The organism is Pseudomonas sp. NPDC087346, assembly GCF_044744235.1.
In the GTDB taxonomy this organism is placed as follows: Bacteria; Pseudomonadota; Gammaproteobacteria; order Pseudomonadales; family Pseudomonadaceae; genus Aquipseudomonas.
On sequence record NZ_JBIUXX010000011.1, the window covers coordinates 1 to 26,903 of the forward strand.

The following is a 26,903-nucleotide window of genomic DNA, read 5'->3' on the forward strand; positions in this document are numbered from 1 at the left end:
CTGAGGCGACCTGTGGCACTGAGGCTTTCTGTGACACTGAGATTCCCTGTGGTGAGGGGATTTATCCCCGTTGGGTTGCGAAGCAGCCCCAGAACCTGCGACCCGAATATTCCTGATACACCGCGTGCGCTGGGGTTACGACTGCTGCGCAGCCGAACGGGGATAAATCCCCTCGCCACAAGGAGACTGTTTGTCAGAGAGTCCATGAAGTCGCCCTCGCCAATTGAGTGCAATTTCCTGTGGCCCCGAGGTTTTCTGTGGCCCTGAGGCTACCTGTGGCACTGTAGTTTTCTGTGACACTGAGATTTCCTGTGGCACAGAGGCTTTCTGCGACACTGAGATTTCCTGTGGTGAGGGGATTTATCCCCGTTGGGTTGCGAAGCAGCCCCAAAACCTGCGACCCGAATATTCCTGATACACCGCGTGCGCTGGGGTTACGACTGCTGCGCAGCCGAACGGGGATAAATCCCCTCGCCACAGGGAAACTTTCGACCACAGGGGTGTATTTCATAGCGGCGAGCCTGGCTGGATCGGTACGGCTTTGATGGTGGCTCGCGGCCCTGATGCTGGCACGCCCTGCGCCGCATTGGGCAACTGCGGTGCCTGCATGTCCGGCATCGCCCAGCTGCGCTCCGGTTGCAAACCACCCTGGGCGCGGCGCATGAAGTCGTAGCGGTTGAGGGTGATGCTGCGCCCCGCTTCGCTGTCGCGAATGATGTATGGGCGCAGGAACACCATCAGATTGGTCTTGGTGATCGCCCGACGCTCATTACGAAACATTGCGCCGATCCCCGGAAGACTTCCCAGCCACGGCACCGCGTCATTGCTCTGGCTATAGCCATCCTGCAGCAACCCGCCAAGTACCATGATCTGCCCGTCGTCCAACAAAATACTGGTGTCGATTGCACGTTTGTTGGTGACGATGCCTGCAGCCGTCGCACTGTTCGATGCGCGCTCGTCGATGCTGCTGACTTCCTGATAGATGTCGAGCTTGACCGTACCGCCCTCGGAAATCTGCGGGCGGACATTGAGCTTCAAACCCACCTCTTCACGGGTCACAGTCTGGAACGGGTTATTGCTGGTGCCTCCACCGCCAGTGACGTAACTGCCGCTGACAAACGGAATGGTCTGGCCGACAAAAATACTCGCCGCCTCGTTATCAAGGGTCAGCAGATTTGGCGTCGACAACACGTTGGTGCCGCCCTTGCTTTTCAAGGCCCGCGCCAGCACTTTCAAGTCGAGAATCTTGCCGATGCCAGGGATATCGACGGTGCCGTTGACGTAACCGAGGTTCAACCCCTGCGGCAGCACATCGAGGCTGGTTTTGCCGTTGAGATTAAGCCCCGAACCACCCAGATTCGCGCCGCCGATCACGCCTTTGCCGCCAAGATTACCGGTCTGCCACTGCACACCAAACTCGCTGGCATCGTCCTCGCCGACTTCGACGATCAAACTCTCAATCACCACTTGAGCACGGCGCTGATCAAGCAGATCAATCACTTCACGCAGGTTGCGATACAACGGGTCCGGTGCGGAAATCAGCAAGGTGTTGGTGGTCGCATCAGCCTGAATCGTCACCCCGCCCGCGCTGAACGCCACGTTCTGCTCGCTGGCCTGACTGCCGGCGCTGCTGGTCGAAGTGCTGCCCTGCGCGTAGCTTCCGCCCGTGCTGCCATTGCTCGAAGTGGTCGATGTGTTGCCGCTGGTTTGCGTGCCGCTCTGGTTACTCGAACCGCCATTATTGCCGCTGCTGCCCATCGCACTAAGCACCGAGCGCGCACTGTCGCTGGTGCCGCTGTCGCTTTCACCAGTCAGTAATCCACGCAGCGCCTGGGCCAGTTTTGCCGCTTGCGCGTTGCGCAGATACACCACGTGCAGGTTGCTTGGATTGCTCTGCGCGTTGTCGAGCTTGTAGATCAGATTGCGCGCCAGCTCTGTACGTTCGGGGCTGCCGGCACGGATGATGATGCTGTTGGAGCGCGGATCACCGATCACTGCGATTTTCTGCGTCGGATCATTGCCCGGTGCATCAAGCAACTCCGCAACCATCGGCGCGATGTCGGCGGCAATGCCGTTCTGGATCTGCACCACGTCAGTATCGATAGCGCTCGGTGTGTCGATGCCCTGAATCAGTTGCGCAATGCGGGTCAGGTTTTCCGCGTAATCGGTGATGACGATGGTGTTGTTGCCGGGGTAGGCATTGATCGGGTTGTTCGGCGAAACAATCGGGCGCAACACCGGGATCAGGTTGACCGCGTTCTCGTATTGCAGGCGAAAGGTGCGGGTGAGCATGCCGTTACCGGCCGGTTTGTCGGCGCTGTAAATCGGCCCGCCGAGCAGTTTTGCATCAGCCTCCGGCACCACCTGCGCAACACCGCCGACATCAACCACGCTGAAACCCTGCATGCGCAACGCCGCCAACAACATGTCGTAAGCCTGACGCGCCGGCACCTGACCTTCGGAAACCAGCGTCAGATTGCCTTTGACCCGTGGATCGACCAGAAACTGTTGCCCGGTGGAACGCGACAGCGCGCGCACCACCGCTTGAATGTCAGCCTCGACGAAATTCAGCGTCACCGGTTGCTCGCCCAGCGGATTACTCGGCAACGTCGTCCCGCGTGCGGTGCCGCCGCTGCGTCCACGCTCGCTGATGTTGTGCAGTTGCTTTGGCGCAGGTCGCGCCTGGGCCTGCGCCCGCTCGCGGTCGAGCACCGCGTCGCCGCTGCGCTGGGTGCTGGCCAACGGTCGGCCGAGTTCGCTGTCGACCAGCAACGGCGGCTGGTTCTGCGGTGTGCTGTTGTTGCTACACGCGCTCAACGCCATCAGCAGCATCGGCAGTGCCATGCGTGCCGGTTTGGATCGTGACCCCTTCATGAAGCTTCCTTAGCGCCCAGCGCCTGATCCATGCGAACGGTGCCCGACAGAGTGCCGGCGGTGACATCGGTGTTGCCCTCGTCTACGCGTTGCAAACGGGCTTCAATCACTTGCAGTGAAAATTGCCCCGGACTGCTGAGCAGCCAGTCGAGCACCGCGTCGGCAGGCGCCGCGTCGACACTCAACTGCCATGCACCAGCGTCTGCGGCCTGTAACTGGTAATGCCCGGCCAGACCGCTGGCCTGCAAGGTTTGCTCAAGCGACTGCTGAACACTTTGGCCATTCGGGCGCACGCTGACCTCGCGCAACAGCACTTCGAGGGCTTCGGCCTGAGCCCGCAGCTTTGGCGTCTCGACCTGCCACAAGGCGATTTTTTTCAGCGGTGGTTGGATCAACGCCACCCAAACCAGCACGCCACCCAGCAGCAACGCCATGCCGCCGACCATGCGTTTTTCCCGTAGCGCCAGTGCCTGCCAACGTGCCTGCAACTGGCCGCTGGTGCGTTGCCAGCGGGCACGGTAAATCGCCAGCGATGCCTTATTCATCCTCTGCCTCGCTGTTGTCTTCGCTTTCGTTGGCGCTGACTTCGCCGGCCGGACGCAACGTCCAGCCTTCGTCATCGGCGGTGACACTGATGCCGGCCTGATTCAGGCTGTTTTGCCAATCCTTGTCCTTGTCATTACTGCCGCGTCGAGCCTCGGCCAGCAGACTCAACTGCAACGTGCCGTCGGCAAACACCAGACGCTGCACGCTGCCGGCCATGAACGGCATGCCGCTGCCGGCCTGCAACACCATGCGGTTGAAGCGTTGACCGGGATCATCCGCCGCACCTTGCTGGCGCGCCGCCAACTGCTGGCGAGCCTGTTGCAACGGATTGAGCACCACCGGCAATTCAGGAAACGCCTGTTTTACGCGCTGATTCATTTGCGCCTTGAGTTGCTGGCCCTGACTCGCTTCGCGGGCGGCGTACAGGTTCAGACCAAGCACCCACACCGCCAGCGCCAATGCGCAGCAACCCAGCGCCCTGCCCCAACCGCGATGCTCGCTGCCCGGCTGCTGAACCGCACCGTGCAACCCCCACCCCGGCAGCGGACCGGTCCAACGTTGCTCGGCGCTCATCGGCAATTCCGCATCCGGCGGAGGCGTAGCGCCGATCCAGTGCAGCACCGTCCCGGGCTCCATTTGCCAATCACCCACGCCATCGTCATACAGCGGCTGCACCCGCGCCGCTTGCAGACTTTCACGCAGCAACAGGTGACCGTCATGCAAACAGGCAACCGTCCCGGGCAGCACCGGCAAGCTATACGGCGCCGGGTACAGACCACGCAGCGTCAGGCCACTCTGGCGCAACGACTGACCGAGATCCTGCAAGCGCTCGCGAGACACCCAGGCAATCTGCACCCGCCCCGCCTCGTCACGCGGGCTATGAGCGATGTGCATGTCAGCGCTGTCGCCGAGCATCAACGCCTGCGCCGCGCATTGCACTGCCGCTGCGATTTTGTTCGCCGGCAATGGCGGCAAATCGATGCTCGCCAACAGACTGTCGAGCGGATGCAAAAAGCAGATCAGCGCTGGCGGCTTTGGCATCTGCCCCAACTGCACCAACGTCAGATTCTGCTCACGGCTGACCGGTCCCTGACGATCCAGCCAGGCACAGCTCACTTCGCTGTCGAGGCTCAATTGCGCCAGCGGCGGCAGACTCACGCGCAACTGGCTCATACGCCCACCCGCGACCAGATCACTTGCGGCAAACGGTCCTCGCTGCGATGCAACAACGCATCGAGATTGACCCGCCGCTGCTCGCGCCGAGCCTCGCCACGCAGACGAAACCAGTCACTGGTGATGCCGACTTTGATGCTGGCCATCTCCAGTTGCGGCAGCCGCAAGCGGTTGACGAAGTCACCACGATTGATAAACCAGCGCCCGGCATCGCGTTCGGCGATCAGCGCCGTGGCGCGCTCCAGCGACAAGCCCGGCACATAAGCCGCCAGCACCGGAGCGCTGGCGGTGTTGCCGTTGAGCCAGGTGGTTGCCGGAATCACCGTCAGGTACGGCGCCATTTTTGCGATCAGCGCATCACTGACGCCATCGACGCTGCGCAAATCATCGAGGCTGCGCAGCATCGGCAAGCTCGGCTTCTGCGGCTTTCGCTCAGCATCTGGCGAGGTGGAACGGCCACTGTCGAACGAGTTTTTGTGCGACGTCTTGTCCGCAATTTGCGGATTCAACAGGTACGGATACGAAGCAATGACCCGCTGACTGATGCGCTGACTCAACCCGCCGCTGACCCCGATCAACTCGCACAAACGCCGAAACGCCTGCACCTGCGCCTCATCAATACGCTCGTTGGCCACCAGATTGCGCAGGTTGAACTTGCCCTGTTCATCCTCCAGCCGCCCATCAAAACCCTGCGCATTCAAGCGCTGCGCCCAAGGCTGATCGAGCCGGGTCAACGGATCACGCTGACGCCCGTCCCACAGCAACTGACGACTGAGTTCCAGACCGCCGTGCAACACCCAGCGGCCCTGCACCCGCAACTGCTCGGCCTCAAGACTTCGAGTCGAAATGCTCTGGCGAGTCAGCATGCCGGCAGCGATCACCGCCACCACCGCAGCAATCAGCAAGGCACTGATGATCGCCATCCCCTGTTGGTTCGCCGGCATGGGCGAATGGCTGTTCATGGCGACCTTACAGTTGCCACGAACCGATATCGGCATTCACACCGTCGCCATCAGGCTGACCGTCGGCACCGAGGGAAAAGATGTCCACTTCGCCGTTGGCGCCGGGGTTCAGGTATTGATAAGGACGACCCCACGGATCATTCGGCAGACGCTCCAGATACGAACGCCAGTTGCTGTTCTTCGCATCCGCCGGGCGCTCGACCAGCACTTTCAAACCCTGCGTCATGCTCGGATATGTGCCGTGATCGAGGCGATACAGCTTCAAGGCCTGCATCAAACCACCGATGTCCTGTTTGGCCGCCGTGGCCCGCGCCTGATCCGGCCGGTCGAGCACTTTCGGCACCACCATCGCCGCAAGAATCCCCAGAATCACCACCACCACCATGATCTCGATCAGGGTAAAACCCTGCTGCCCACGGGGCACACGCGGCGGGTGATTGAGCTGTTTGCACGGTGCGATATCCATCTAGACATTCCCTTGGCTTGATTCGATTCGACGCGCAGTGTTGCAAGAAGATATGTCAGGGATGTTGAAAATCCTCGGGTGTTTCAGTCGTCAAGCGGTCAAGCGCGGGCGTTAGCGTCGAAGGCTTTCCGATCCCCCGAGAACCTGATGCGAACGCCCGCCCGTGAAGCCGGATTCACCCTGATTGAAGTGCTGGTGGCGTTGACGATCATCGCCGTAGCGATGTCGGCGGCCGTGCGCGCGTCGGGGCTGATGACGCAGAGCAGCGGAGTTTTGCGGGATCGCTCGATTGCGTTGTTGGCGGCGCAAAGTCGTATGGCCGAGTTGCGGCTGGAGGGGAAATTGCCGATGGGCATGAAAGCGCAGGAATGTGATCAGGGGCGGTTGTTGTTGCGCTGCGAGCAAGTCATTGCCAACGGCCCAAGTGGACTGCTCAAGATTGGCATCCAAGTATTCGACCGCAACCAGGACGCCCCGCCACTGGCCAGACTAGAAACCCTACTAAGCCGCCAACTGTAGGAGCTGTTGAAGGCTGCGATCTTTTGACCTTGACCTTTAGCATCGCTGCCAACCCACCCCCCACAAGTTTCAGCGCCCGACACAATATCTGTGAACAACCTGAAACCTGTGGGAGCGGGCTTGCCCGCGAATACGTCAGAACGGACACCCAATCAATCACCAGGTGATCCCGACACGGCCATCAACCCGGCAATTGCAAATTATCCAGCGCCCGATTCACCGCCAACTCCCCGAGCATGATCAACTGCGCAATCCCCAACAACGCCCGACGCTGCGCCGGGGGTAACAGGCTGGCAACGTCCTGAGCGATGGTTTTGGCCGAAGCGAGTGTTTCGCTGGCATCGGCCAGCAATTCTTCGTTTTTGGTGTCTGCGGTGACGGCATACATCCCGCGGGTTTTACGTGGCGGCGGCGTGGAACCGGGCGGACAGAGGTAATGGTCGAGCGCGCGCTCGGCGGCATCGTGGAGTTTTCTGGAATCGATGGATTCGTAGGGGGAGAACGAGTCGATTTCGGGTGGGTTGGGTGTTGGTTTGATCATATTGAGACTCCTTGATTAATGGCGCCGCCACGGTTCGCTGCGAAACGAAGTAGGTGGCAGCTGTACGCGGGTTCGCAGACCGGGAATCAAGGAACCCGGCATACCCGAAGGTATCCCGCGCACAGCCGCCATAAAGCACCATTGCCAAAAGTGACAACGATTTGGAGCGCTGTGCGCCTTGATTGATCCGGGCTGCGAAACCCGATCGCTGATTTGTCAGCGACCAGACCACGATAGAACCTACCCCAAGGGCGCACAAGCCAGCGGATTCTGGCGTAGCTGTAGGCAAAGGCGCAAGGATATGTAGCCTGAGAGAGTGTCTGGAGATGTATTTTTAAACGTTGGTGTTTATCGAGACCTCGTACCGTCGTCTCTGCCTTAAATAGATCCCCCCCCTGTCCTCAGACGCAAGCGAATTGCTCGCTTGCATTAGCGAGATACCCGCGACTCTGTAGCACGCCTACCTCAAGACCATGCCTGGGATTAAGCAGTGATGAGGTAGGAGAGTTGGCGGTGAATCCGTCGTTGGATCAAGCTCCTAGGCGAGCAACCAACGAATGCAGCCTGCTATGCAATAGACCTAACGATAACTACCTATTGGATGCTCTATCATTTCCAACGACTGGAACTGAAAAAAAACCAGTCTCGAGCAGCAGCTTTCGGCCAAAAGCAGTCATCGCGACGATGCAGTACGATACACGCCTATCGGTAGATCATTAGAGCTTTCCCATGCAATTTCATGGTTTCGAATTCGGGCATATTGAGGTTGAGATTAAAAACCGTGCGTATGATCTTCATAACTTCTACCAAGCCAGCACCATTAATTACGACATTGTGGATAGGTCGGCTGTACTTATCTTTACTCGACGGACTGAAGCCTGGGTGCCGCCCGAAGAAGCACTCAAGATTACTATCAGCTTTCATGAGGTCGCTTACTTTTCATCAAATGGGCGGGATGATTACCCTATCGATAGCGACGATAGTGTTATTAATTCGATCGGAGCCGTGGAGTCCAACGCAGAGACACAGGCCTTTTACCTGACAGATAACATCCAACCAGATCATCACCTTGTCATGCGCTTCGAGTCTGGTCTTACATTACGAATACAGGCCGCTGAAGCACGGTGCAAAATCGATTTTTAAACGGCACAAACTCTGGTGTTCGACGTCAGCATTGGGTCGAAAAAGGCTGTTTGCAACCGTCCACTTTCGGCCGACAGGGATCCGTGGGGGCGGCTTTCGGCCGAAAGCGGTCGCTGGACAGCCTAGGTATCAGTCGTTAGGCTCAGCTTCCACGGTGCCTCAACGGCCTACCCTCTCGCTTCACGGAGCACTTGCGTAGGAGGTGAAACATGATCTTATGCCTAGATCGCCAGTTCCCCGAACAACAACTTTCTGAAGGAGATAAACTTGATCTTCGGAATGTTTCAGCACAAATATGGCCGACGGTGCTATCTAGATGTACAGCAATCGAACTACGCCTCTACAACCTCAAACTACCGTCACTTGAGGGGATCGATAAGTTAACTAATACGCGGCGATTGAAGTTGGAATGGTCGACAAAAATTGAAGCGCTGGAACCTGTTTTCAAGCTGAGAGACCTGACGCATCTGGCAGTTGAAGACTTCCCAAAGCTGCGTCGACTCGAAGGAATTGAGGAGCTAAGCGAACTGGCCGAACTGCGTCTGTCCGGCAACTTGGGTGGAGGCTCATCACCTATACGCCTTAACTCAATCGAACCTGTGTCACGTATTTCCAAGCTCACCAAGTTTTCGCTGGCGAATGCGACGTTCGAGGTCGACGATATCACTAGTCTCGCTCGCTGTACGCACCTTCGTCATTTGAGCCTGACAAATCAGTTTGATCGAACTCAGGTCGCTTTTCTCGCAAGTCGGTTAAACGAGCAGCTTGTAGAACCTTTGGCGGCATACGTAAAAACACATCTGCGTTGTGTGAAGTGCAGTAGCCTGAAGTCCATGTTTACGGGAAGGAAGATGCCTATTCTTTGCCCTACCTGTGATGCACCACGGTTTGAAAAACTCACCCATCAGTTCGAACAAATGATGATCGACGCATAGCAACTTGATTTTTTAGACGCTTTTGGTGCCCATTTCTGACTTTTCTTTATTTAGACAGCACCGTCTGCTTTGGGTCGGGTTGCGCCCCTCACTCACTGTGACTGATCCACTCTTATCCTCCCTCAACCTGGAGGATCAGCCATGAGCACTAATGCCGCACACAGCCATCAGCCTTGGAACAAGGGAAAGATCGTCGGGCAGAAAGCGCCACTTCGAATCAGAGATATCTGGGCCATTCGGGTCAGACTCTAGCTCGCGGAGAAGACACGGGATTTGGCACTCTTTACTTGGCTATCGACAGCAAACTGCGTGCCTGTGACTTAACCAAGCTGCAAGTGCGAGATATAGCCCATGGAGAACATGTGTCGTCACGGGCCATCGTGATGCAGCAGAAAACCCAGCATCCAGTGCAATTTGAAATCACTGAGCAAACCCGAACGGTTCTAGAGGCTTGGATGCGTCGGGCCCACCTTAGAAGTGAGGACTTCTTGTTTCCAACCCGGCTACACGACTCAGAACACCTATCGACCAGACAATACGCTCGAATAGTGAAAGCTTGGGTGACCGCCATTGGACTTGACCCAACCATGCACGGTACTCACATGCTACGGAGAACCAAGGCATCGCTGATCTATCGCAGAACGAAAAGCCTGAGAGCTGTCCAACTCTTGCTTGGTCATACGAAGCTTGAAAGCACCGTCAGATACTTGGGCATCGAGGTCGATGATGCCCTGGAAATGGCGGAACAGACTGAAGTCTGATCATCCATAGTGACGGTCGATGCTAGACCGTCGCTATTCGACCCAAAGCTGCCCTTCGTGAAGGACAGCTAATGGCCGGTTGAGTCCACAATCCGAAGCGGACATCGGCGGGACATTCCGATTAGCTGAATTGACGCTCATACAGGGTGACGTGCTGAGGAAACAGCTCGCCATAGAGCGGATGTGGAATGCCGAAAATGTTCACTTCGATGCACGGTGGCGCGAGCTCTTCGGAGTAATGCAAGATAGCCAGACCCGCACATGGAATGACCAGACCCGCTTCGGTTTGAACAGAAAGATCCAGAACGGTCTGGTCGTGACGGTTCGTGGAGCACTGGTTCTGGATAGCTGCGTACCCATCGGCAGGTTCGAATTGGCCGAAAGCAACGCCCATCGGGGGATCTCCGTAATCGAGCGCCGAGTAGCCCACCAAAACCAATCCGCTATAAATTGAGAATCGCATCTTGAGATTGCCTGTTTGTGTCATGCATTAGACCCAAGCGCGGTATATCACTTGGCTGGTCCTTAAGCGAGGGTGAAGCAGTTGGGCGACCGCTTTTGGCCGAATCCTGCCTTTCGCGAGAGGCAGGAATCCATAACCCGAAGCGGACTTTCAAGCTTAGTCATCGTGAATTGGTTTTACGAGCAACAGTTCGTAGGTCAAATCGGCTTCATAAAATGTGGTGCACCATTCTTGAAAGGCCGACCGGGGCTCGCACAGTAGACGGATGATGAGTCCGGACTCCGTACTAAAAGTTTCTTTGACGACTGCGATATCCCCAGGCGCCGCATCACGAGCATTTATCCAATCAACATACACAGCCTTCGTAGAATCGACGTGGGTTAGTTTTATGAAGTCGCCTTTGGAAAGTGTCATAGCTGTCTTTAATGCCTCCTAACGGTCAGGTAAAAACCTCGTTCGAGTGACTGCTTCCGGCCGTTTTCTGCCCGTGGTGAGGGGTGGAAAATGACCAGGAGCAGACATCGTTGACACAGCAGAAGCGAGATCAAAGCGAATGTTGTTAGAGTATGAAGGCTGGCATAGTCGGGCGAGTCGGTAGCCAGATGTGCACGGCCACTCCACATCGTTCAGATAACGCACTTCACCCCCAAGTTTCTTTCAGCACAGAGCGAAACAGCTCGGAAAGTAATGGCTCAACTTCCTTACGTTCGCTGCGGATCGGCGTGATGGTTTCAAGTCGATTAAGCTCACGATCAATAAATTGTTGGATGGGGATGATCTGAGGCGACAATCCCATCTCCGGAGACGAGCGCTTGATCGCCAGCAAATCATCAATGGCCCGCTGAAACCCGGACTCTTTTTCGATGACAGAGCGAAGCTTGTCAAACTCGATGGGGGCGGGTGTACCAAACTGCTCCAACCACCGCACGGATAGTAATGGGCGCAGGACGTAAAAGTATTTTTTTAGTGGTACCTGGGATGCCTGCAAATATCCCCTGTAGTTGGTTTTGGCCATGCTGCGATAATGGTAGATGCCACTTTCTACCGAATACACCTGTGGCAATAACTCCTTTGCCCTCTCATGAAATGATCCAGAATGCTCGTAAATGATAGTCGACTGCACCCACTCCACAAATCCAGGATTGGACTTCCAGAATAGCCTGAGTGCTTTTCGTAGATCCCATCCATTGATATCCATGTCGTCAATGATCGGATACTCAATGACGTCACGTTGCTCCTCAAGGCCAACAGAAAGATACCACTCAGGTTTATTTGCGTAGATGAAGCGTGCGTCGTAGTCGCTGTTGGGAGAGGCAAATCCCCATGCGCGGCTGCCTGACTCCACAGCTAAAAGCACTTTCACTTCATGCTCGTCCTCAGCACGACGTAGACGACCTCTAACCTCTTCCTGGATAGCTATAGAAACCATGAGCCAACTCTAATTAGATGATATTTCGATTAGACGCTACCCATTTGGAGGTGACCTGTCCAGTGATCGCTTTTGGCCGTTAGCGGTCGATTGCGAACATCCGCTTCGGGCCAAGAGTAACCACGAATACCGTTTTCTGCCCGCTCTCTTCTTTTGCAGAAGCACTTGAACCGGTATCTGACTAAACCGCAAAAACAACCGACTTCAACCCTTCAAATCAAGGCCTCATTAGCCTAGGCAACACCGGCCCCTCCGGCAACTTATCCAGCACCAACCGCCGCTGTTCCCCACCCTGCTCAATCACCACCCCATCCCCCTCCACCGACAACAACTTCACCCCCGGACTAACCCGCTCCCCCTGCAAAAAGCTCCTCGGCGGCCCATCGTTAAAACTCAGTATCGCCACCGCCCCCCGACTCCCCGCCATCACCCCGCTCACCTTGATATCCACCGGCGCCGTCTGATTGGAAAACCACTGCAACGCCGGGCTGTCACTGCGTGCCGCGAGCAATTGCGGGGCGGCTGCCGGGGTATGCGATTCGGCGGACGTCAGCAGCAGCGATGACCACGTCGCCACGCCGGCCAGCGCCGCGAGCATTGCTGCGGCTTGAATCATTTGCGGTGGGGAAAAGCGTGCGGTGAATCTCATGGGTTGAATCTCCTTTTTATCCCTGTTTGCAGCCTACACGGCAATTCTCACGGTTTTATTTCACACGCCTTACATGTTCGCCGTGCAGCATGAGCAGGACGCAAAGGAGCGCGCATCCGATGAACGTGGACAAGCAACACGGCTTCACCCTGATTGAGCTGATGGTGGTGTTGGTGATTATCGGCATCGCCAGTGCGGCGATCAGCCTGAGTATCAAGCCCGATCCGTTGCAGTTGCTGCGCAAGGACGCCGACCGCGTGGCGCAACTGCTGCAAGTGGCGCAGGCCGAAGCGCGGGCGGATGGTCGGCCGATTGTCTGGCTGAGTGATGCCAAGGGTTTTCGGTTCAGCCGTCGCAGTGACAGCGGCAAGGGTTTCGAGCATTTCAGCGATGACGGGCAATTGCGTCCGCGCACTTGGCAGAGTCCGAAAATCGATGTGCGGGTGGAACCGAAACAGAAAGTCGTGTTGAACGCCGAGTGGATCAACCCGCCGTTGCAACTGACCTTGTCCGATGGGCTCAATCGTCTAAGCGTGCTGCGTGATGCCACTGGCCGGATCAGTGTGCAATGAAGAACCAACAAGGGTTTACGCTGATTGAGGTGATGGTCGCGATTTTGTTGATGGCGGTGGTGAGTCTGATTGCCTGGCGCGGGCTGGACAGCGTGACTCGGGCTGACAGTCATTTGCAGGCTAGCGGCGAGCAGAGTGACAGCTTGTTGCGGACGCTGAATCAGTTGCAGCGCGATGTTGATATGCGGGCGGGGGTTGAGTTGAGTGAGCCGAAGAAGGTTGGGGTTGATGATGAGGCTCCTAGTGCCCCGCCTGCGCTTACTGTGCGTAGTAGTGACAGCAAGGGGTTTCGTTTGGACATTATTCGTAGTGCTGCGGATCAGCCTGGGGCTTTGCAGCGGGTGCGGTGGTGGGTCAAGGGCGACACTTTGTATCGTGCGGTTGCTGCGGCGCGTAGTCGTTATCCGTTGCCAGCGCCGACTGGTGGGGTTGCGGTGCTGAATGATGTGAGTGATGTGCAGGTGCGGGTTTGGGAAGTGGATAAGGGCTGGCGGCAGTTGAGTGGTAATCGGCGGGAAGACCCGTTGGGGCTGGAGATTCGCCTGACGCGGCAGACGGCGCAGGTGGTGGAGAAATATCGGCAGGTGGTTGGGCCGTTGAACTGATTTTACTGTTCTGCGTGGGAGTTGCCGGAGGGTGCGATGTTTTGGTCTTTTAAATGCAAGATCAAAAGATCGCAGCGTGCCGCAGCTCCTACATTTGGATTGGGGGCAGGCTGTTAGAGATTGGTTGGCTGGTGGGCGCTATCGCCAGCAGGCTGGCTCCCACAGTTGGATTGTGTAGATTCAGGTAGGGATTGGTCGGCTGTCAGGCCGCCACGTTCCGCTTCGCTCCACCACCACTCAACAGGATGAGCGTTAGCTCGGCTGCAGCTTTTGATCTGAAGGTCCGTCGGCAGGCTGAGTGGAGGGATTTATCCGGGGGTTGGCGCGTAGCGCCGTTTGGCGGAGCCAAATGCATCGAGAGGAGGTGCAGCGCAGCAAACCGTAGGCGATGCCCCCGGATGAAACCCGGAGCGAAGGAACCCCGAGCCCCAGCGAGCGGGCCGAACGTCAGGACAAAGCCTTTTGGGTTACCTTTTTCGGCGTTTGGAAAAGGTGACCCGCCGTCAGGGCGGAACCCTAAGCAGTCGTTACAGCAGCAACGGATAAGCCCCCCAAAATCAGCCAAAACGCCAGGATCAAAAGATCGCAGCGTGCCGCAGCTCCTACAGTTGGATTGGGGATAGGCAGTTGTGGATTGGTCGGCTATCAGGCCGCCACGTTCCGCTTTGCTCCACCACCACTCAACAGGATGAGCGTTAGCTCGGCTGCAGCTTTTGATCTGAAGGTCCGTCGGCAGGCTGAGTGGAGGGATTTATCCGGGGGTGGGCGCGCAGCGCCGTTTGGCGTAGCCAAATGCATCGAGAGGAGGTGCAGCGAAGCAAACCGTAGGCGATGCCCCCGGATGAATCCCGGAGCGAAGGAACCCCGAGCCCCAGCGAGCGGGCCGAACGTCAGGACAAAGCCTTTTGGGTTACCTTTTCGGCGTTTGGAAAAGGTGACCCGCCGTCAGGGCGGAACCCTAAGCCGCCATTACCGCAGCAACGGATAAGCCCCCCAAAATCCGCCAAAACGCCAAAATGCCCAAGATCAAAAGATCAAAAGATCAAAAGATCGCAGCGTGCCGCAGCTCCAACGGGGGATTAGCTGAGAACGACTACCCCGCCAGGCAACTCGGTGCATTTGACACCGTAGGCATCGCGGATCAACAGTGCGACGCCAGCAAGTTGGTCGAGACTAAACCGAGCCTGTACCCGCCGCTGACCCAACTCACGATTGAGCAACAACAACATCCCCGGCCGATACCGATTAATCTCATCAATCATCTGACTCAACGTCGCGCCGTTAAACACCAACACCTGCTGCCGCCAATTCATCACCGCCGCCGTATCAACACTCTGCACACTGCCAATCTGCCGCGCGTCATAAGTCAATTGCTGCCCCGCCTCCAGACGCAGACTACGGCCATCAACACTCACATCAACCGAACCATCCAGACACGTCACACAAACCTGCTGATCGGTATTGCGCAGATTGAACCGCGCCTGACTCGCCCGCAGCCAACCACTGCCAGCCTGCATCGCCAGCGGAATCCGCGCGGTCTGCACCTCAACTTCACCACTGAGCAATTCAAAACCCTGCACACCGTCATCTGCCGAATGCTGATTGATCCGGGTCTGCGTGTTCAGCTCCAGGCTCACACCCTCCGCCGGCTCGACGCGCCGCTGCTGCCCGACCTCGGTGATGTAATCGGCGCCAAGCCCTTCAAAGCCACCCGGAATCGTCCCGCGCACCAGCAAAAACGCTGCCGACGCCGCAATCGCCCCACCGAGAAACGCCCGACGCCCAAACCTGCGCGGCGCCTGCAAACCCTCAGCGGCCGGTTGCAGCAGATGCCACAAGGCTTTGCATTCCTCAAACGCGTGCGCGTGCTCGGGGCTTTGCGCGCACCATTGGCGTAGCGCCCGGGCGTCGGCGACCGTGGCACGTCCAGAGGTCAGCAAAATCAACCAATCACGGGCTTCGCTTTGCAGACGCTCGGCAGCCGTTGGCTCGGCAGGTGTCAGTCGAAAGATGTTCAAACGCGCAGATTCTCAGCGAATTAATCGGGCTTCTTTTCTCAAGACGGTTTTCCGGCGCCGCGACCGAACCGCTGAAACACTTTTCTTTCCAGCCGGGCGGCGCAATGCCCCAGCGCGGCTTTGATTTCTTTCTCGACCATGCGCGTGGAAATGCCGAAGCGTTGCGAGATTTCCAGATGCGGCGCCTCCTCCAGCCGCGCCGCGATAAAGATCCTGCGACGGCGCGCCGGCAACTCGTAAAGGGCACTGAGCAATGACTGAATTTCCTTCTGCCCGCCAACTACCCGCGCCGGGTCGAGGGCCTCGTCGCCGATCTGCAACAGCTCTTCGACTTCAGTGCCGGTGAGCAGACGTGCATCGGCCTGACGCCGGTCGGCAGCGATGTTCAGCGCCATGCGATAGAGGTAGGCATTCGGCCGCGCGATGTTCGGCGGCGTCTCCATGCGGTCGACCCGCAGGTAGGTTTCGTGCAGCACGTCGTTGGCCAGATCCTCCGAGCCGAGACGGCGACGCAGGCGCACCCGAAAGTCCTCGTAGGACGTCAGGAACAGATTGACCATCGAACCCGGTCCGGTGTCTTTCATCCCCCGGAAACTCCTTCCCACTGATTGCATTCCATGCGTTTCCCTGACGATTCCGGTAACAACAGCAACGTGACCGGCTGACGCAAGGCACTGGGCGTCGGCCGGTCGATTCGAAGATTGCGAAAACTGTCCACCAGCGCCGCGTCACGCCGCACGTCGCCGGTCGAGGTGACCAAACGGTTGTGCTGCACCACGCCATCGCGCCCGACCCAAACCTGCAACACCGCCCGATAACTGCCCGGACGGGTCAGCGGCGAACGGCACAGATTGCGTTCAATCGCCGTCTGCACCGCCGTCGCGTAATTTCGACTGACCGCGATGCTGGCAGCGGTCGGTTTTTCCATCGGCGTGGGCACGTCCTCGACCTGCGCCACCTGCAAGGTGAACGCATCGTCGCGGGCATACTTGGCCATCAGGCCGCTGCCGCCGAGCAAATGACGCAAGGCCTGTCCGGCGGTGTATTCGCCGTCCACCGCCAACGAGCGACGGCCGCGACTCAACTGACTGTCGACCAACACCGCCATGCCGGTGGCGCGGCTGAACTGATCCAGCGCTGCCGACAGTTCCTGCGCCGGGATGTGCAACGTCATGCGCAACTGCGACGGCACGGCATCAGCCATGGCATTGCGCGCGACCAAAACAAGCAGAAGCCCCAGGCACCCCTGGCGCACAAGACTCGCTGAACGCTGAATACCGTCCTTGGCTCTGCCTCGATGCACGACTGACGTACCCCTGAAAACCGTCATCCTGATGGCTGTTTATGAATCTGGTGTGACGGGCGGTGCAAAAAAACCATCACGGGAATTGCGCAAGGCTTGCACTAGACTCAATCAATAGAGCGGCCCACTCGGGCCGGCCAGGAGGCCTGTATGAAATCACTGTGGAAAATCGCCCTTGGCGGGCTGCTGCTGAGCACGCTCACGGCCGCTTACGCTGAAGAACCGCTGGGTTGCGTGGAAGTGACTGTCGGCGGTTACAAGGCGCCGAATTACGACTGCCTGAGCCAGCAGATGGGCAACAACCCGCAAGGCGCAGCCGCCGAGCAGAAGAATCAGGAAGCGCTGAATGTGCCGGTGAACAAACGTCCGCCCAATCAGGTAGGCCTGGCGACACCCGCCGCGACCAGCACGCGAATGGGCAATACCTTCGGCACCTCGGTAAAACCACAGCGCCCACCAGCCAACACGGGAACCGCTCCACTCATCAATAAATGACTCACCCAGCTGTAGGGATGGAACTCACACACCCGTGGCGAGGGAATTTATCCCCGTTCGGCTGCGCAGCAGTCGTAAGCCCGGTGCACAGGGTATGGCTGATGTACCGAGTTGTTGGGTTTGGGGCTGCTTCGCAACCCAACGGGGATAAATCCCCTCACCACAGGGATGGTGTGAACTTCAGTCGCTTGGGGTTTGGCGGAAGCTCACTGCCAGGCGATTCCAGCTGTTGATGGTGGTCACGGCCATGGTCAGGTCGACCAGTTCGCCTTCGTTGAATTGCTCGCGGGCCTGCTGATAAACATCGTCCGGGACATGGCTTTCGGACAACAACGTCACCGCCTCCGCCCACGCCAGCGCCGCGCGTTCGCGTGGGTTGAAGAAGCCGCTGTCGCGCCAGACTACAATCGCATAAAGCCGCCGATCACTCTCCCCGGCCCGCCGCGCATCCACCGAATGCATGTCGGTGCAGAACGCGCAGCCGTTGAGTTGCGAGGCGCGGATTTTGATCAGTTGCAGCAACGGCGCCTCGATGCTCAGGTTGCTGGTCAACGCCTCCATGGCGATCATCGCTTTCATGGCTTTGGGCGATGCGCTGTAGTAATCCAGGCGCGGGGACATGGGCGGTTCTCGGGAGGCGGAATAATGAGTTCACCGTAAACGCCGACAGCGGCGCATTACAGCCCCAATTCCACGAAAAACCTGCACACCATTCCCCCCTGTAGGAGCTGCCGAAGGCCGCGATCTTTTGACCTTGTCTTTTAAAAAGCAAAATCAAAAGATCGCAGCCTTCGGCAGCTCCTACAGGGGATTGCGCCAATTTTTGGTTTTTGTACTGCGCAACTACTGCCCCACAACCAAACGGGAGTAATCTGGCTGACACTTCAACTGCCCCCGGAGCGCCGCGTCGGTATGGAACTTCATGTCGTGATCAACGGCCGCAAGGATCTCGCCGGTCAGTTGTACCAACAACTGCGTGGCGCCATCGAATCCGGGCGCCTGAGCGCCGGCACCCAGTTGCCGCCGAGCCGTTTGCTCGCCGAACAACTGGGCATCTCGCGCAAGACCATCTCCGATACCTACGCGCAACTGACCTACGAAAACTTCCTCACCGGAGTGATCGGCAAAGGCACCTACGTCAATGCGCGTCCGGCGCAGACCCAGCGCAAACAATCGCATTCGGAACTGGCCAGTGCCGAGGTGATCGAGAGCTGGCGCAGCCTGCCGGTGTTCCTGCGGCACCCGACGCTGCAAGGCTCGTTGCGTTATGACTTCATCGGCGGCGCCACCAGCAAGGGACAGTTTCCGCACGATGACTGGCGGCGCTGTGTTTCGCACGCGATGCGGCAGATGGCGGCATCCAAGGGTTTCTACAGCGTGCCCGAAGGCTTGCCGGCGTTGCGCAATGCGATTGCCCGGCACATCGCGTTTTCCCGTGGAATCAACTGTCAGGACGAAGACATCGTGGTATGCAACGGCGCGCAACAGGCGCTGGACCTGATCACTCGCGTGCTGATCCGTCCCGGCAGTCTGGTGGCCATGGAAGACCCGGGCTATCCGCCGGCGCGGCTGTTGTTCGGCACCCATGGCGCAACGGTGGTCGGGATTCCGGTGGATGCCGAGGGGATTCAGGTCGAGCACATTCCCGAGGGCACGCGGCTGATTTACGTGACGCCGTCGCACCAGTTTCCGCTGGGCATGCCGATGAGTCAGGCGCGCCGCGAAGCCTTGCTGGCCCGCGCTCACGAGTTGGGCGCGATCATCATTGAGGATGACTACGACAGCGAATTCCGCTACGAGGGCCGTCCGACCGATTCGCTGCACAGTCTCGACCAGCGCGGCATCGTCGCCTACGTCGGCACCTTCTCGAAAACCCTGTTGCCCGAGCTGCGTCTGGGCTACGCGATCCTGCCGCCAGCGATTCTCGAAGCGGTGATCCGTGCCAAGCAACTCACCGACCTGCACGCCTCGACTCTGCCGCAATGGGCGCTGGCCAAGTTCATTGCCGAAGGTTGTCTGCTCAAACACATCCGCCGCTGCCACGCGATCTACGCCCAGCGCCGCGAGCGGATTCTGGCGCGCATGGCCACTGACCTGTCGCCGTGGCTTGACGCTGTGCCGTCCGCCGCCGGTTTCCACATGGCGGTGCTGTGCAAGGTACCGATTGACCTGCCGCTGGTGATCGAACTGGCGAAAAAGGTCGAGGTCGGGCTGTATGAGATCGGTGGCTTCTATTACCAGCAACCGGCGAAAAGCGGTTTGTACTTCGGTTTCGGCGCAATCGAGACGCTGGACATCGACATCGCGCTGGACCGTTTGCGCGACATTCTGCAGCAGGTCACCTGAGCATTGGTCTAACCAACTAACCGCTGATTGGTTATTGGTGATCGCGGGGTGCAGGCCTATTCTGCACAGGCGTTATCCCTCAGTGAGCAGGATTCGTCCGGCCTGATTCAGGAGTGTGAGCAATGTCCAACGAAGTGATCAACACCGTACAGGTGCAGGCTGCCGCCGGCCGTTCGGATGAACTCGGCAAGCAGTTGCAGAAGATCGTCGAAACCCTGCGCGAGATGCCAGGCTGCGACTCCTATATGGTCGACCGCTGCCCCGAGGACAGCCACCGCTGGACGGTGAGCGCGCACTGGCAGTCGGAAGCGGCAATGCAGGCGCACTTCTCCCGGCCCGAGGCGCAGGGTTTTATCGACCTGATTGATAGCCGACTGGCCAATAGCGTGGATTTCAACAGCTTCCCGATTGTTTGAACGCAAGATCAAAAGATCGCAGCCTTCGGCAGCTCCTACAGGGATCGATGTAGGAGCTGCCGAAGGCTGCGATCTTTTGCTTTGTGTTCCCCTTGATTGGTCACCTGATCTTCCAGAATATTGGCCGTTTGAATGCCCCGCCTCGCGGACTACTGTGGTCACCGACATCCCCCATTCCTCAGGTGACCACCATGAAAGTCCTGCACGCCCTCACCGCTGCCCTCGCCCTGACCGTATGCGCCTCGGCCTTCGCCCACGATCCTTCGGAGAAGGTCACAGTCCTGCAGGATCAGGCGCTGAAAAACGTGCCGGGCAAAAAAGCCATGATGATCGAAGTTGATTACAAACCGGGCCAGTCCTCCATCGCGCATAAACACGACGGCACCGCCATGGCCTATGTGCTCGAAGGCGAAGTCATCTCTCAGGTCAAAGGCGAACAGGCGATCACCTACAAGAAAGGCCAGTTCTGGTACGAGCCAGCGGGCTCCGAGCACTTGGTGTCGAAAAATGCCAGTCAGACCAAACCTGCCAAGTTGCTGGTGTTCATGGTGCTGTCACCGGACGAGCAAGTGTTGATCCCCCTGAAAAACTGATGACTGTTTAACCAGCCATAAATAAAAAGGCGTAAATCGATGATTTGCGCCTTTTTATTTCCCGGCGCAATTAACAAACTTCGGTTACAGCAAATAAAACTATGGCGCGGGTTATAACTCGACAAATTGTCAGCTTGCTAACTGCTTCGCGGGTTTAGTCTGAATTTACTGCCGACCATAAGCGGCAACTCCGACTTTCCGATTGAAGTTAATTCGCAGGAGAGACACCATGAAACTTGCGTTAGCCAGTACGTTGGCGTTATCGGTTTTAGCCTTGTCGGCCTGTTCAGTACCCACCGCGCCAAAAGCGGTGTCGTCACTCGACAGCCTCTTCACCCAACCGGTCGGACGCAGCAGCGCCGCTCAGGTTAAAAGCGGTCCGGGCGTATCGTTGGGCATCGTCTACAGCCCGAGCACCGAGACCAATCGTGAATACCTGCGCGACTATCAAGCCAACGCCGGCACCGGTTTCGGCCAGAGCTTGCTGGTGCAGCCGATCCACGACGCCTATGTCGCCACCTCCAAACCGGACATGGCGGTGGATTGGGTCAAGGCCTCGCTACAACGTCAGTTCGGCTCGGTCACGGTGTATCCGGACATGCAGAGCATGAGTGCGGCACACCCGGATGTGGTGGCGATTGTCGATACCCACAGTCAGTTGATGACCTCGCGCAGTTCCGACATCAAGGCGGATGTGAGCGCGGATTTTTATGATGCGAAGTTTAACTATATCGGGACAGCCAAAGGTTCGGATGCGAAAGAATTGACGCCAGTCTGGGCGGATTTCAAGCGTTCGGAAGAGATTGTTTCGGATATCAATCAGCAGGAAGATGTGCAAGTTAGGGCACTGCAAAAGTTTGACCAGTCGCTCAGTAATTTATTGACCAGATCGTCAACTAAAGTGTCGATGCTTGATGCTAATCAACAGTCTAAGGTGTATTGATAGCCAGGGCCTCATCGCTGGCAAGCCAGCTCCCACAGGTATTGCGAACACCACAAAAACTGTGGGAGCTGGCTTGCCAGCGATAGGGCCAGATCAGACGACAAAAAAACCTCAGGCACAAAAAAAACCCCGGCATCTCTCGATACCGGGGCTTTTTCATTCAACGCTCAATCAGACAGTGGCTGGCACTACCGCTTGACCGCTCAACGCCAGGTCCAGCAGTTCGCGGTTGGCGACTGCGTACATGGCGTAATCGGTGCCGCTCGCTGCACGGATCTCGACCAGCATCGCGCGCCAGCGTTCGATCATGCCTTCGTGCTGTTCCATCCACAGCGCCAGACGTGCTTCCACGTCCTGAGTGCCGTCGCCCTGTTGCAGGACGGAGATGGTGATCGCACGTTGCTGCCAGTCGACGTCATCACGGAACGCTTCACGGGCCAGAGCCTGCCAGTTGTTTTCAACCGGCAGAGCGCTGATCTGTTGCAGGTACCAGGTGATGTCCAGCGCACTGCCCACGGCGAAGTAGGCCTTGGCCACTTCTGCCGGGTCCTGGCCGGTGACGTCGGAGGCTTCGATGATCGGCAGCAGGGTGTACAGGTGCGAGGTGCCCGCAACCATACGCGCCAGCAGTTCCGGAACACCGGCTTCAACGTAGGCCTGATAACGGGCCTGCCAGGTTTCGCGGATCGGACCGATCAGCAGTTCGTCGAGCTTGAGGCCCAACTCCTTCAGATGCGGACCGAAGTGCGCGACGTCACGGGCAGCATTCTGCTCGTTGCGGCGAGCACGCAGGAACCAGCGCGTAGCGCGACGGCCCAGACGCATCAGTTCGTCCATCAGCTCCAGTTGTACGTCGGCGGAAACCTGGTAATCCAGGGCTTCGATCTGACGGAACCAGTGCGGGAGGTGGAAGATGTCACGCACGATCACGTAAGCGCCCGCCACGTTCGCCGGGCTCATGCCGGTCGACTCTTTGAGTCGTTGAACGAAGGTGATGCCCATGTGGTTGACCAGATCGTTGGCGATCTGGGTGCTGACGATCTCGCGCTTCAGACGGTGACGACGCATGGCTTCGGAGAACTTGCTCACCAGACTCGGCGGGAAAGCGGTCTCCATGTCGCGAGTCAGGTAATCGTCGTCCGGCACCTGCGAGCCCAGCAACTGCTCCTTGAGGTCGATCTTGCTGTACGAAATCAGCACCGACAGCTCTGGACGCGTCAGGCCGTGGCCTTCTGCGAGGCGTTCGTTGATCTGCTCTTCGGTCGGCAGGAACTCGATGGCACGGTCCAGCTTGCCACGGCCTTCCAGATCGCTCATCAGACGCTTGTACTCAGCGATCCGCTCGTAGGCACGACGGGCCGCCAGGGACAGGGCCTGAGTCTGCTTGTAGTTGTTGCCCAGCACCAGATTGCCGACTTCGTCGGTCATGCTCGCCAGCAGTTGATTACGCTGCTTGTCGGTCATGTCACCGGCCTGAACCACTTCGTTCAGCAGGATCTTGATGTTCACTTCGTGGTCGGAGCAGTCAACGCCACCGGCGTTGTCGATGAAGTCGGTGTTGGAACCGCCGCCATTGATACCGAATTCCACACGACCCAGTTGGGTCATGCCGAGGTTACCGCCCTCGCCCACTACTTTGCAGCGCAGTTCGTTGCCGTTCACGCGCAGAGCATCGTTGGCCTTGTCGCCGACATCGGCGTGGCTTTCGCTGCTGGCTTTGACGTAAGTACCGATGCCGCCGTTCCACAACAGGTCTACCGGCGCCTTGAGCAAGGCGTTCAGTAGTTCGGTCGGGGTCAGCTTGTCAGCCTGGATGTCGAAGCGCTCTTTCATCTGTGGCGAGATGGCAATGCTCTTCGCGCTGCGCGAGAAGATACCGCCGCCTTCGGACATGATGCTGGTGTCGTAATCCGACCACGACGAACGCGGCAGATCGAACATGCGCTGACGTTCAGCGAAGCTCGAAGCGGTTTCCGGGTTCGGGTCGATGAAGATGTGCAGGTGGTTGAAAGCCGCGACCAGTTTCAGCTTGTCGGACATCAACAAACCGTTACCGAACACGTCACCGGCCATGTCGCCGACGCCGACCACAGTGATGCTGTCTTCCTGAACATTGATGCCGCGTTCGCGGAAGTGACGTTGTACGCCAACCCACGCGCCCTTGGCGGTGATGCCCATCTTCTTGTGGTCGTAACCGGCAGAACCACCGGAAGCGAACGCGTCACCCAGCCAGAAACCGTAGTCGATGGCGATACCGTTGGCGATGTCGGAGAAGGTTGCAGTGCCCTTGTCCGCTGCGACTACCAGGTACGGGTCGTCATTGTCGTGGCGAACCACGTTCAATGGCGGTACCAGTGCGCCGTCTTTCAGGTTGTCGGTGATGTCCAGCAGACCGGAAATGAAGATGCGGTAGCAGGCGATGCCCTCGGCCGCGATCTCGTCACGGCTGCCGCCCAGTGGCAGACGACGCGGCAGGAAGCCGCCCTTCGCACCCACTGGCACGATGACCGAGTTCTTCACTTGCTGGGCTTTCACCAGACCGAGGACTTCGGTACGGAAGTCTTCTTCACGGTCGGACCAGCGCAGACCACCACGGGCAACGTTGCCGAAGCGCAGGTGCACGCCTTCGACGCGTGGCGAGTAGACGAAGATTTCGAACTTCGGCACTGGCTTCGGCAGCTCAGGGATCGCGTGCGGGTTGAACTTGAAGCTGAAGTACGACTTGTTCTGGCCGTTGGCATCAGTCTGATAGAAGTTGGTACGCAGCGTGGCTTTGATCAGGTCGAGGTAACGACGCAGGATGCGGTCTTCGTTGAGCACCTGGACATCGTCCAGAGCCGTCAGAATCGCTTGTTCCAGACGTTGTTGCTTGTCTTCCAGATCGTCTTCGGTGAGCTTGCGCGCCAGATAGAAACGGGTCTTGAACAACCGGGTCAACTCGCGAGCGATGTCGGTGTGGTTGTTCAGGGTGCTGGCGATGTAACCGAGGTCGAAGCCCAGACGAATCTGCTTCAGGTAACGGGCGTAGGCACGCAGCAGCGCAACATCGCGCCATGGCAGGCCGGCGGTCAGTACCAGACGGTTGAACGCATCGTTCTCGGCATCGCCACGGACGATGTGGACGAACGCGTCTTGCAGGGTGTCGTTGAGTTGCTGGATGTCGAGATCCAGGCCTTCAGCGGCGGTGAACGCGAAGTCGTGAATCCAGAACTCGCGGCCATTGGTGTGACGCAGACGGTACGGGAATTCACCCAGCACGCGCAGACCGAGGTTTTCCAGAATCGGCAGCACGTCGGACAGCGCCAGCGGCGTATCGGCGTGATACAGCTTGCAGTGCAGTTCGCGCTGACCGGAAACCTGACCCAGTGGCTGATAGAAGCTCATCACCAGCGGATTTTTTTCGTTCAGGCTCAGCAGGTGCTGCATGTCGACCACGGCCGAATGCGCAGCGAAACGCTCGCGGTAGCCGGCCGGGAAGCCTTTCGGGAAGTCAGCCAGCACGTTGGTGCCGTGGGCTTCGCCGAAGCTTTCGACGGTCAGTGCGGCGTAGTCGTCCTGCCAGCTGCGGCAGGCCTGAACCACTTCTTTTTCCAGCAGCAGCGTGTCGATGTCCAGACGGTTCTTCGGATCAACACGCAGAATCAGCTGTACGCGTGCCAGCACGGACTCGGAGAAGAAGGTCCAGAACTCGCAGTCGGAAGCCTTCAGGCGCTCCATCAATACTTGCTGGATTTTCTGGCGTACTTCGGTGGAATAGATGTCGCGCGGCACGTAGGCCAGGCAGTAGCAGAAACGACCGTACGGGTCTTTGCGCAGGAACACGCGGATCTTGTTGCGTTCCTGGATCTGCACGATCGACATCACGGTGCTGAACAGTTCGTCGACCGGAGTCTGGAACAGGTCATCACGCGGCAGCACTTCGAGAACCTGCGCCAGTTCCTTGCCCAGGTGAGCCTTGGACTGGAAGCCGGAACGGGTTTCGATTTCTTCGACCTTGCGGCGGATGAACGGGATGACCCGTACGCTCTCGCCATACACCGAGGAGGTGTAGAGGCCCATGAAACGGTGTTCCTTGATGACTTTGCCGTCGGCGTCGATCTCGCGGATCGACACATAGTCCGGGTAAGCCGGACGGTGTACACGGCTCGGATGCGCAGCCTTGGCGAACGACAGCAGGGTCGGTTCGCGCAGGTAGTTCACCGCATAGTCTTCGATGCGCAGGTCTTCGTAGGTCAGGCCGGTGCGCAGCAGTTTGGTCAGGCCGAGGAACGAGTTCTGGTCGTACTCGATGTGGCCGCCATCGGCCTGATCGGTCACCACGAACTCTTCATAGCCGAGGAAGGTGAAATGGTTGCCCACCAGCCATTCCAGGAAGCTTTTGACTTCGGTCTTCTCGTCGGCATCGACGGCGAACTTGCTGTTGTCGAGCTTGGTGAGGATTTCCTGCACCTTGGCTTTCATCGGCTCGAAATCGGCGACCGCAACGCGGACTTCACCGAGAACCTGTTCCAGCTCTTTGCTCAGTACATTCAATTCGGCCGCGTTGGCGCAGCGGTCGATTTCCAGGTACATCAGCGATTCGTGCAATACGCCTTCGCCGGAGGTGCCTTTCGGCAGGATTTCCAGCAACTCGCCCTTGCTGCCACGACGTACGCTGAGCACGGTGGTTTGCAGGGTATGGATGCTGTAGCCGCGACGGTTCAGTTCGGTACGCACCGAATCGACCAGAAATGGCAGGTCGTGGTGCAGGACTTCGACCGCAGTGTGGGTCGACTGCCAGCCGTGGCGTTCGTAATCAGGGTTGTAGACGCGCACTTGCGGTTGCGCGTGATCGAAGCGCTCAAGCAGGCGCCACGCAGAAAGAGTACAGCCAGCGAGGTCTGATAGGCGACGTTGAGTCAGCTCTTCCAGCGAAATGATGCCGAAGAATTGTTCAGCGAACAGCGCCACTTGTGGCAGTGCCTGTTCACTGATGTGCTGCGCCAGTGCCGCTTGCAGTTGGTGCTGGAAGTCGGCTTTGCTGGCTGCGGTGAAGAACGCCATCTGTGGTACTCCGCTTGGGGCTTGTTATTGATGGAAAGCGTCGCTTGCAAAACCCCTTTTCGGGGCCTCCGTCGCCCTGTTCCTGATTCTCGGGCAGAGGAAACAGGG

At 58.2% G+C, this 26,903-nt stretch carries 24 protein-coding genes and 1 pseudogene; 11 read left to right on the forward strand and 14 right to left on the reverse strand.

The window, feature by feature from the left end; translation table 11 throughout:
- Positions 1-507: 507 nt before the first annotated feature.
- The 5 genes from gspD to gspG are packed head-to-tail and all read right to left on the reverse strand — an operon-like array spanning position 508 to position 6,021.
- A complete protein-coding gene (gene gspD, locus ACIOZM_RS09335; RefSeq protein WP_401212423.1) occupies positions 508-2,874 on the reverse strand; it encodes a type II secretion system secretin GspD in 2,367 nt (788 codons plus the stop codon).
- Positions 2,871-3,419, reverse strand: a complete 549-nt coding sequence (gene gspM, locus ACIOZM_RS09340) for a type II secretion system protein GspM (protein ID WP_401212426.1) — start codon at positions 3,417-3,419, stop codon at positions 2,871-2,873. Before gspM ends, gspD begins: the two co-directional genes overlap by 4 nt.
- Positions 3,412-4,593: a type II secretion system protein GspL gene (gene gspL / locus ACIOZM_RS09345; protein ID WP_401212429.1), complete on the reverse strand. Its 1,182-nt coding sequence runs from the start codon at positions 4,591-4,593 to the stop codon at positions 3,412-3,414. Before gspL ends, gspM begins: the two co-directional genes overlap by 8 nt.
- Positions 4,590-5,555, reverse strand: coding sequence for a type II secretion system minor pseudopilin GspK (gspK, locus tag ACIOZM_RS09350; RefSeq protein WP_401212432.1), 966 nt, complete (start codon positions 5,553-5,555; stop codon positions 4,590-4,592). Before gspK ends, gspL begins: the two co-directional genes overlap by 4 nt.
- A gap of 7 nt (positions 5,556-5,562) precedes the next feature.
- Positions 5,563-6,021: a type II secretion system major pseudopilin GspG gene (gene gspG, locus ACIOZM_RS09355; protein ID WP_401212435.1), complete on the reverse strand. Its 459-nt coding sequence runs from the start codon at positions 6,019-6,021 to the stop codon at positions 5,563-5,565.
- Positions 6,022-6,168: 147 nt separating this feature from the next.
- Here gspG and gspI point away from each other — a divergent pair, with 147 nt between their 5' ends.
- On the forward strand, positions 6,169-6,540 hold the full coding sequence (gene gspI / locus ACIOZM_RS09360; RefSeq protein ID WP_401212438.1) for a type II secretion system minor pseudopilin GspI: 372 nt from the start codon (positions 6,169-6,171) through the stop codon (positions 6,538-6,540).
- Positions 6,541-6,721: 181 nt separating this feature from the next.
- Here the strand turns inward: gspI and ACIOZM_RS09365 are convergent, their stop codons facing one another.
- The gene (locus ACIOZM_RS09365) at positions 6,722-7,081 is read right to left on the reverse strand and encodes a DUF6124 family protein (protein ID WP_401212441.1); all 360 of its coding nucleotides are present in this window, start codon (positions 7,079-7,081) and stop codon (positions 6,722-6,724) included.
- Positions 7,082-7,810: 729 nt separating this feature from the next.
- Here ACIOZM_RS09365 and ACIOZM_RS09370 point away from each other — a divergent pair.
- The 3 genes and pseudogenes from ACIOZM_RS09370 to ACIOZM_RS09380 all read left to right on the forward strand — a co-directional run bounded on the left by ACIOZM_RS09370 (position 7,811) and on the right by ACIOZM_RS09380 (position 9,920).
- Complete coding sequence (locus ACIOZM_RS09370) at positions 7,811-8,224, forward strand: hypothetical protein (RefSeq protein WP_401212444.1); 414 nt, start codon at positions 7,811-7,813, stop codon at positions 8,222-8,224.
- Positions 8,225-8,433: 209 nt separating this feature from the next.
- A complete protein-coding gene (locus ACIOZM_RS09375; RefSeq protein WP_401212447.1) occupies positions 8,434-9,159 on the forward strand; it encodes a leucine-rich repeat domain-containing protein in 726 nt (241 codons plus the stop codon).
- A gap of 141 nt (positions 9,160-9,300) precedes the next feature.
- A pseudogene (locus ACIOZM_RS09380) lies at positions 9,301-9,920 on the forward strand (tyrosine-type recombinase/integrase).
- Positions 9,921-10,041: 121 nt separating this feature from the next.
- Here the strand turns inward: ACIOZM_RS09380 and ACIOZM_RS09385 are convergent.
- From ACIOZM_RS09385 to ACIOZM_RS09395, 3 genes are all read right to left on the reverse strand, one after another.
- A complete protein-coding gene (locus ACIOZM_RS09385) occupies positions 10,042-10,314 on the reverse strand; it encodes a hypothetical protein (protein ID WP_401212450.1) in 273 nt (90 codons plus the stop codon).
- Between the two features lie 709 nt (positions 10,315-11,023).
- A complete protein-coding gene (locus tag ACIOZM_RS09390) occupies positions 11,024-11,812 on the reverse strand; it encodes a DNA polymerase beta superfamily protein (RefSeq protein WP_401212453.1) in 789 nt (262 codons plus the stop codon).
- Between the two features lie 217 nt (positions 11,813-12,029).
- The gene (locus ACIOZM_RS09395) at positions 12,030-12,461 is read right to left on the reverse strand and encodes a type II secretion system protein N (protein ID WP_401212456.1); all 432 of its coding nucleotides are present in this window, start codon (positions 12,459-12,461) and stop codon (positions 12,030-12,032) included.
- Positions 12,462-12,580: 119 nt separating this feature from the next.
- On the opposite strand from ACIOZM_RS09395, the gene ACIOZM_RS09400 reads away from it, so the two are divergent.
- Entirely contained in the window at positions 12,581-13,033 is a 453-nt protein-coding gene (locus ACIOZM_RS09400) for a GspH/FimT family pseudopilin (RefSeq protein ID WP_401212459.1), read from the forward strand.
- Positions 13,030-13,638, forward strand: coding sequence for a prepilin-type N-terminal cleavage/methylation domain-containing protein (locus ACIOZM_RS09405; RefSeq protein ID WP_401212462.1), 609 nt, complete (start codon positions 13,030-13,032; stop codon positions 13,636-13,638). The genes ACIOZM_RS09400 and ACIOZM_RS09405 overlap by 4 nt, the downstream gene beginning before the upstream one ends.
- A 1,079-nt stretch (positions 13,639-14,717) precedes the next feature.
- Here the strand turns inward: ACIOZM_RS09405 and ACIOZM_RS09410 are convergent.
- From ACIOZM_RS09410 to ACIOZM_RS09420, 3 genes are read right to left on the reverse strand one after another with little or no spacing between them, the layout of a single operon-like run.
- Entirely contained in the window at positions 14,718-15,656 is a 939-nt protein-coding gene (locus tag ACIOZM_RS09410) for a FecR family protein (protein ID WP_401212465.1), read from the reverse strand.
- A gap of 38 nt (positions 15,657-15,694) precedes the next feature.
- A complete protein-coding gene (locus ACIOZM_RS09415) occupies positions 15,695-16,240 on the reverse strand; it encodes a sigma-70 family RNA polymerase sigma factor (RefSeq protein ID WP_401212468.1) in 546 nt (181 codons plus the stop codon).
- Complete coding sequence (locus ACIOZM_RS09420) at positions 16,237-16,860, reverse strand: STN domain-containing protein (protein WP_401212471.1); 624 nt, start codon at positions 16,858-16,860, stop codon at positions 16,237-16,239. The genes ACIOZM_RS09415 and ACIOZM_RS09420 overlap by 4 nt, the downstream gene beginning before the upstream one ends.
- Before the next feature lie 249 nt (positions 16,861-17,109).
- Here ACIOZM_RS09420 and ACIOZM_RS09425 point away from each other — a divergent pair, with 249 nt between their 5' ends.
- A complete protein-coding gene (locus tag ACIOZM_RS09425) occupies positions 17,110-17,454 on the forward strand; it encodes a hypothetical protein (protein WP_401212474.1) in 345 nt (114 codons plus the stop codon).
- A gap of 180 nt (positions 17,455-17,634) precedes the next feature.
- Here the strand turns inward: ACIOZM_RS09425 and ACIOZM_RS09430 are convergent, their stop codons facing one another.
- Positions 17,635-18,075 (reverse strand): carboxymuconolactone decarboxylase family protein, encoded by a 441-nt coding sequence (locus ACIOZM_RS09430; RefSeq protein ID WP_401212477.1) that lies wholly within the window; start codon positions 18,073-18,075, stop codon positions 17,635-17,637.
- Between the two features lie 291 nt (positions 18,076-18,366).
- Between ACIOZM_RS09430 and ACIOZM_RS09435 the strand changes: the two genes are divergently transcribed.
- From ACIOZM_RS09435 to ACIOZM_RS09450, 4 genes are all read left to right on the forward strand, one after another.
- A complete protein-coding gene (locus ACIOZM_RS09435; RefSeq protein WP_401212480.1) occupies positions 18,367-19,800 on the forward strand; it encodes a PLP-dependent aminotransferase family protein in 1,434 nt (477 codons plus the stop codon).
- A gap of 122 nt (positions 19,801-19,922) precedes the next feature.
- Entirely contained in the window at positions 19,923-20,216 is a 294-nt protein-coding gene (locus ACIOZM_RS09440; protein ID WP_401212482.1) for an antibiotic biosynthesis monooxygenase family protein, read from the forward strand.
- Between the two features lie 191 nt (positions 20,217-20,407).
- On the forward strand, positions 20,408-20,809 hold the full coding sequence (locus tag ACIOZM_RS09445) for a cupin domain-containing protein (protein ID WP_401212485.1): 402 nt from the start codon (positions 20,408-20,410) through the stop codon (positions 20,807-20,809).
- Positions 20,810-21,038: 229 nt separating this feature from the next.
- The gene (locus ACIOZM_RS09450) at positions 21,039-21,752 is read left to right on the forward strand and encodes an ATPase (RefSeq protein WP_401212488.1); all 714 of its coding nucleotides are present in this window, start codon (positions 21,039-21,041) and stop codon (positions 21,750-21,752) included.
- Positions 21,753-21,923: 171 nt separating this feature from the next.
- Here the strand turns inward: ACIOZM_RS09450 and ACIOZM_RS09455 are convergent, their stop codons facing one another.
- Positions 21,924-26,795 (reverse strand): NAD-glutamate dehydrogenase, encoded by a 4,872-nt coding sequence (locus ACIOZM_RS09455; RefSeq protein WP_401212491.1) that lies wholly within the window; start codon positions 26,793-26,795, stop codon positions 21,924-21,926.
- Positions 26,796-26,903 lie beyond the last annotated feature (108 nt).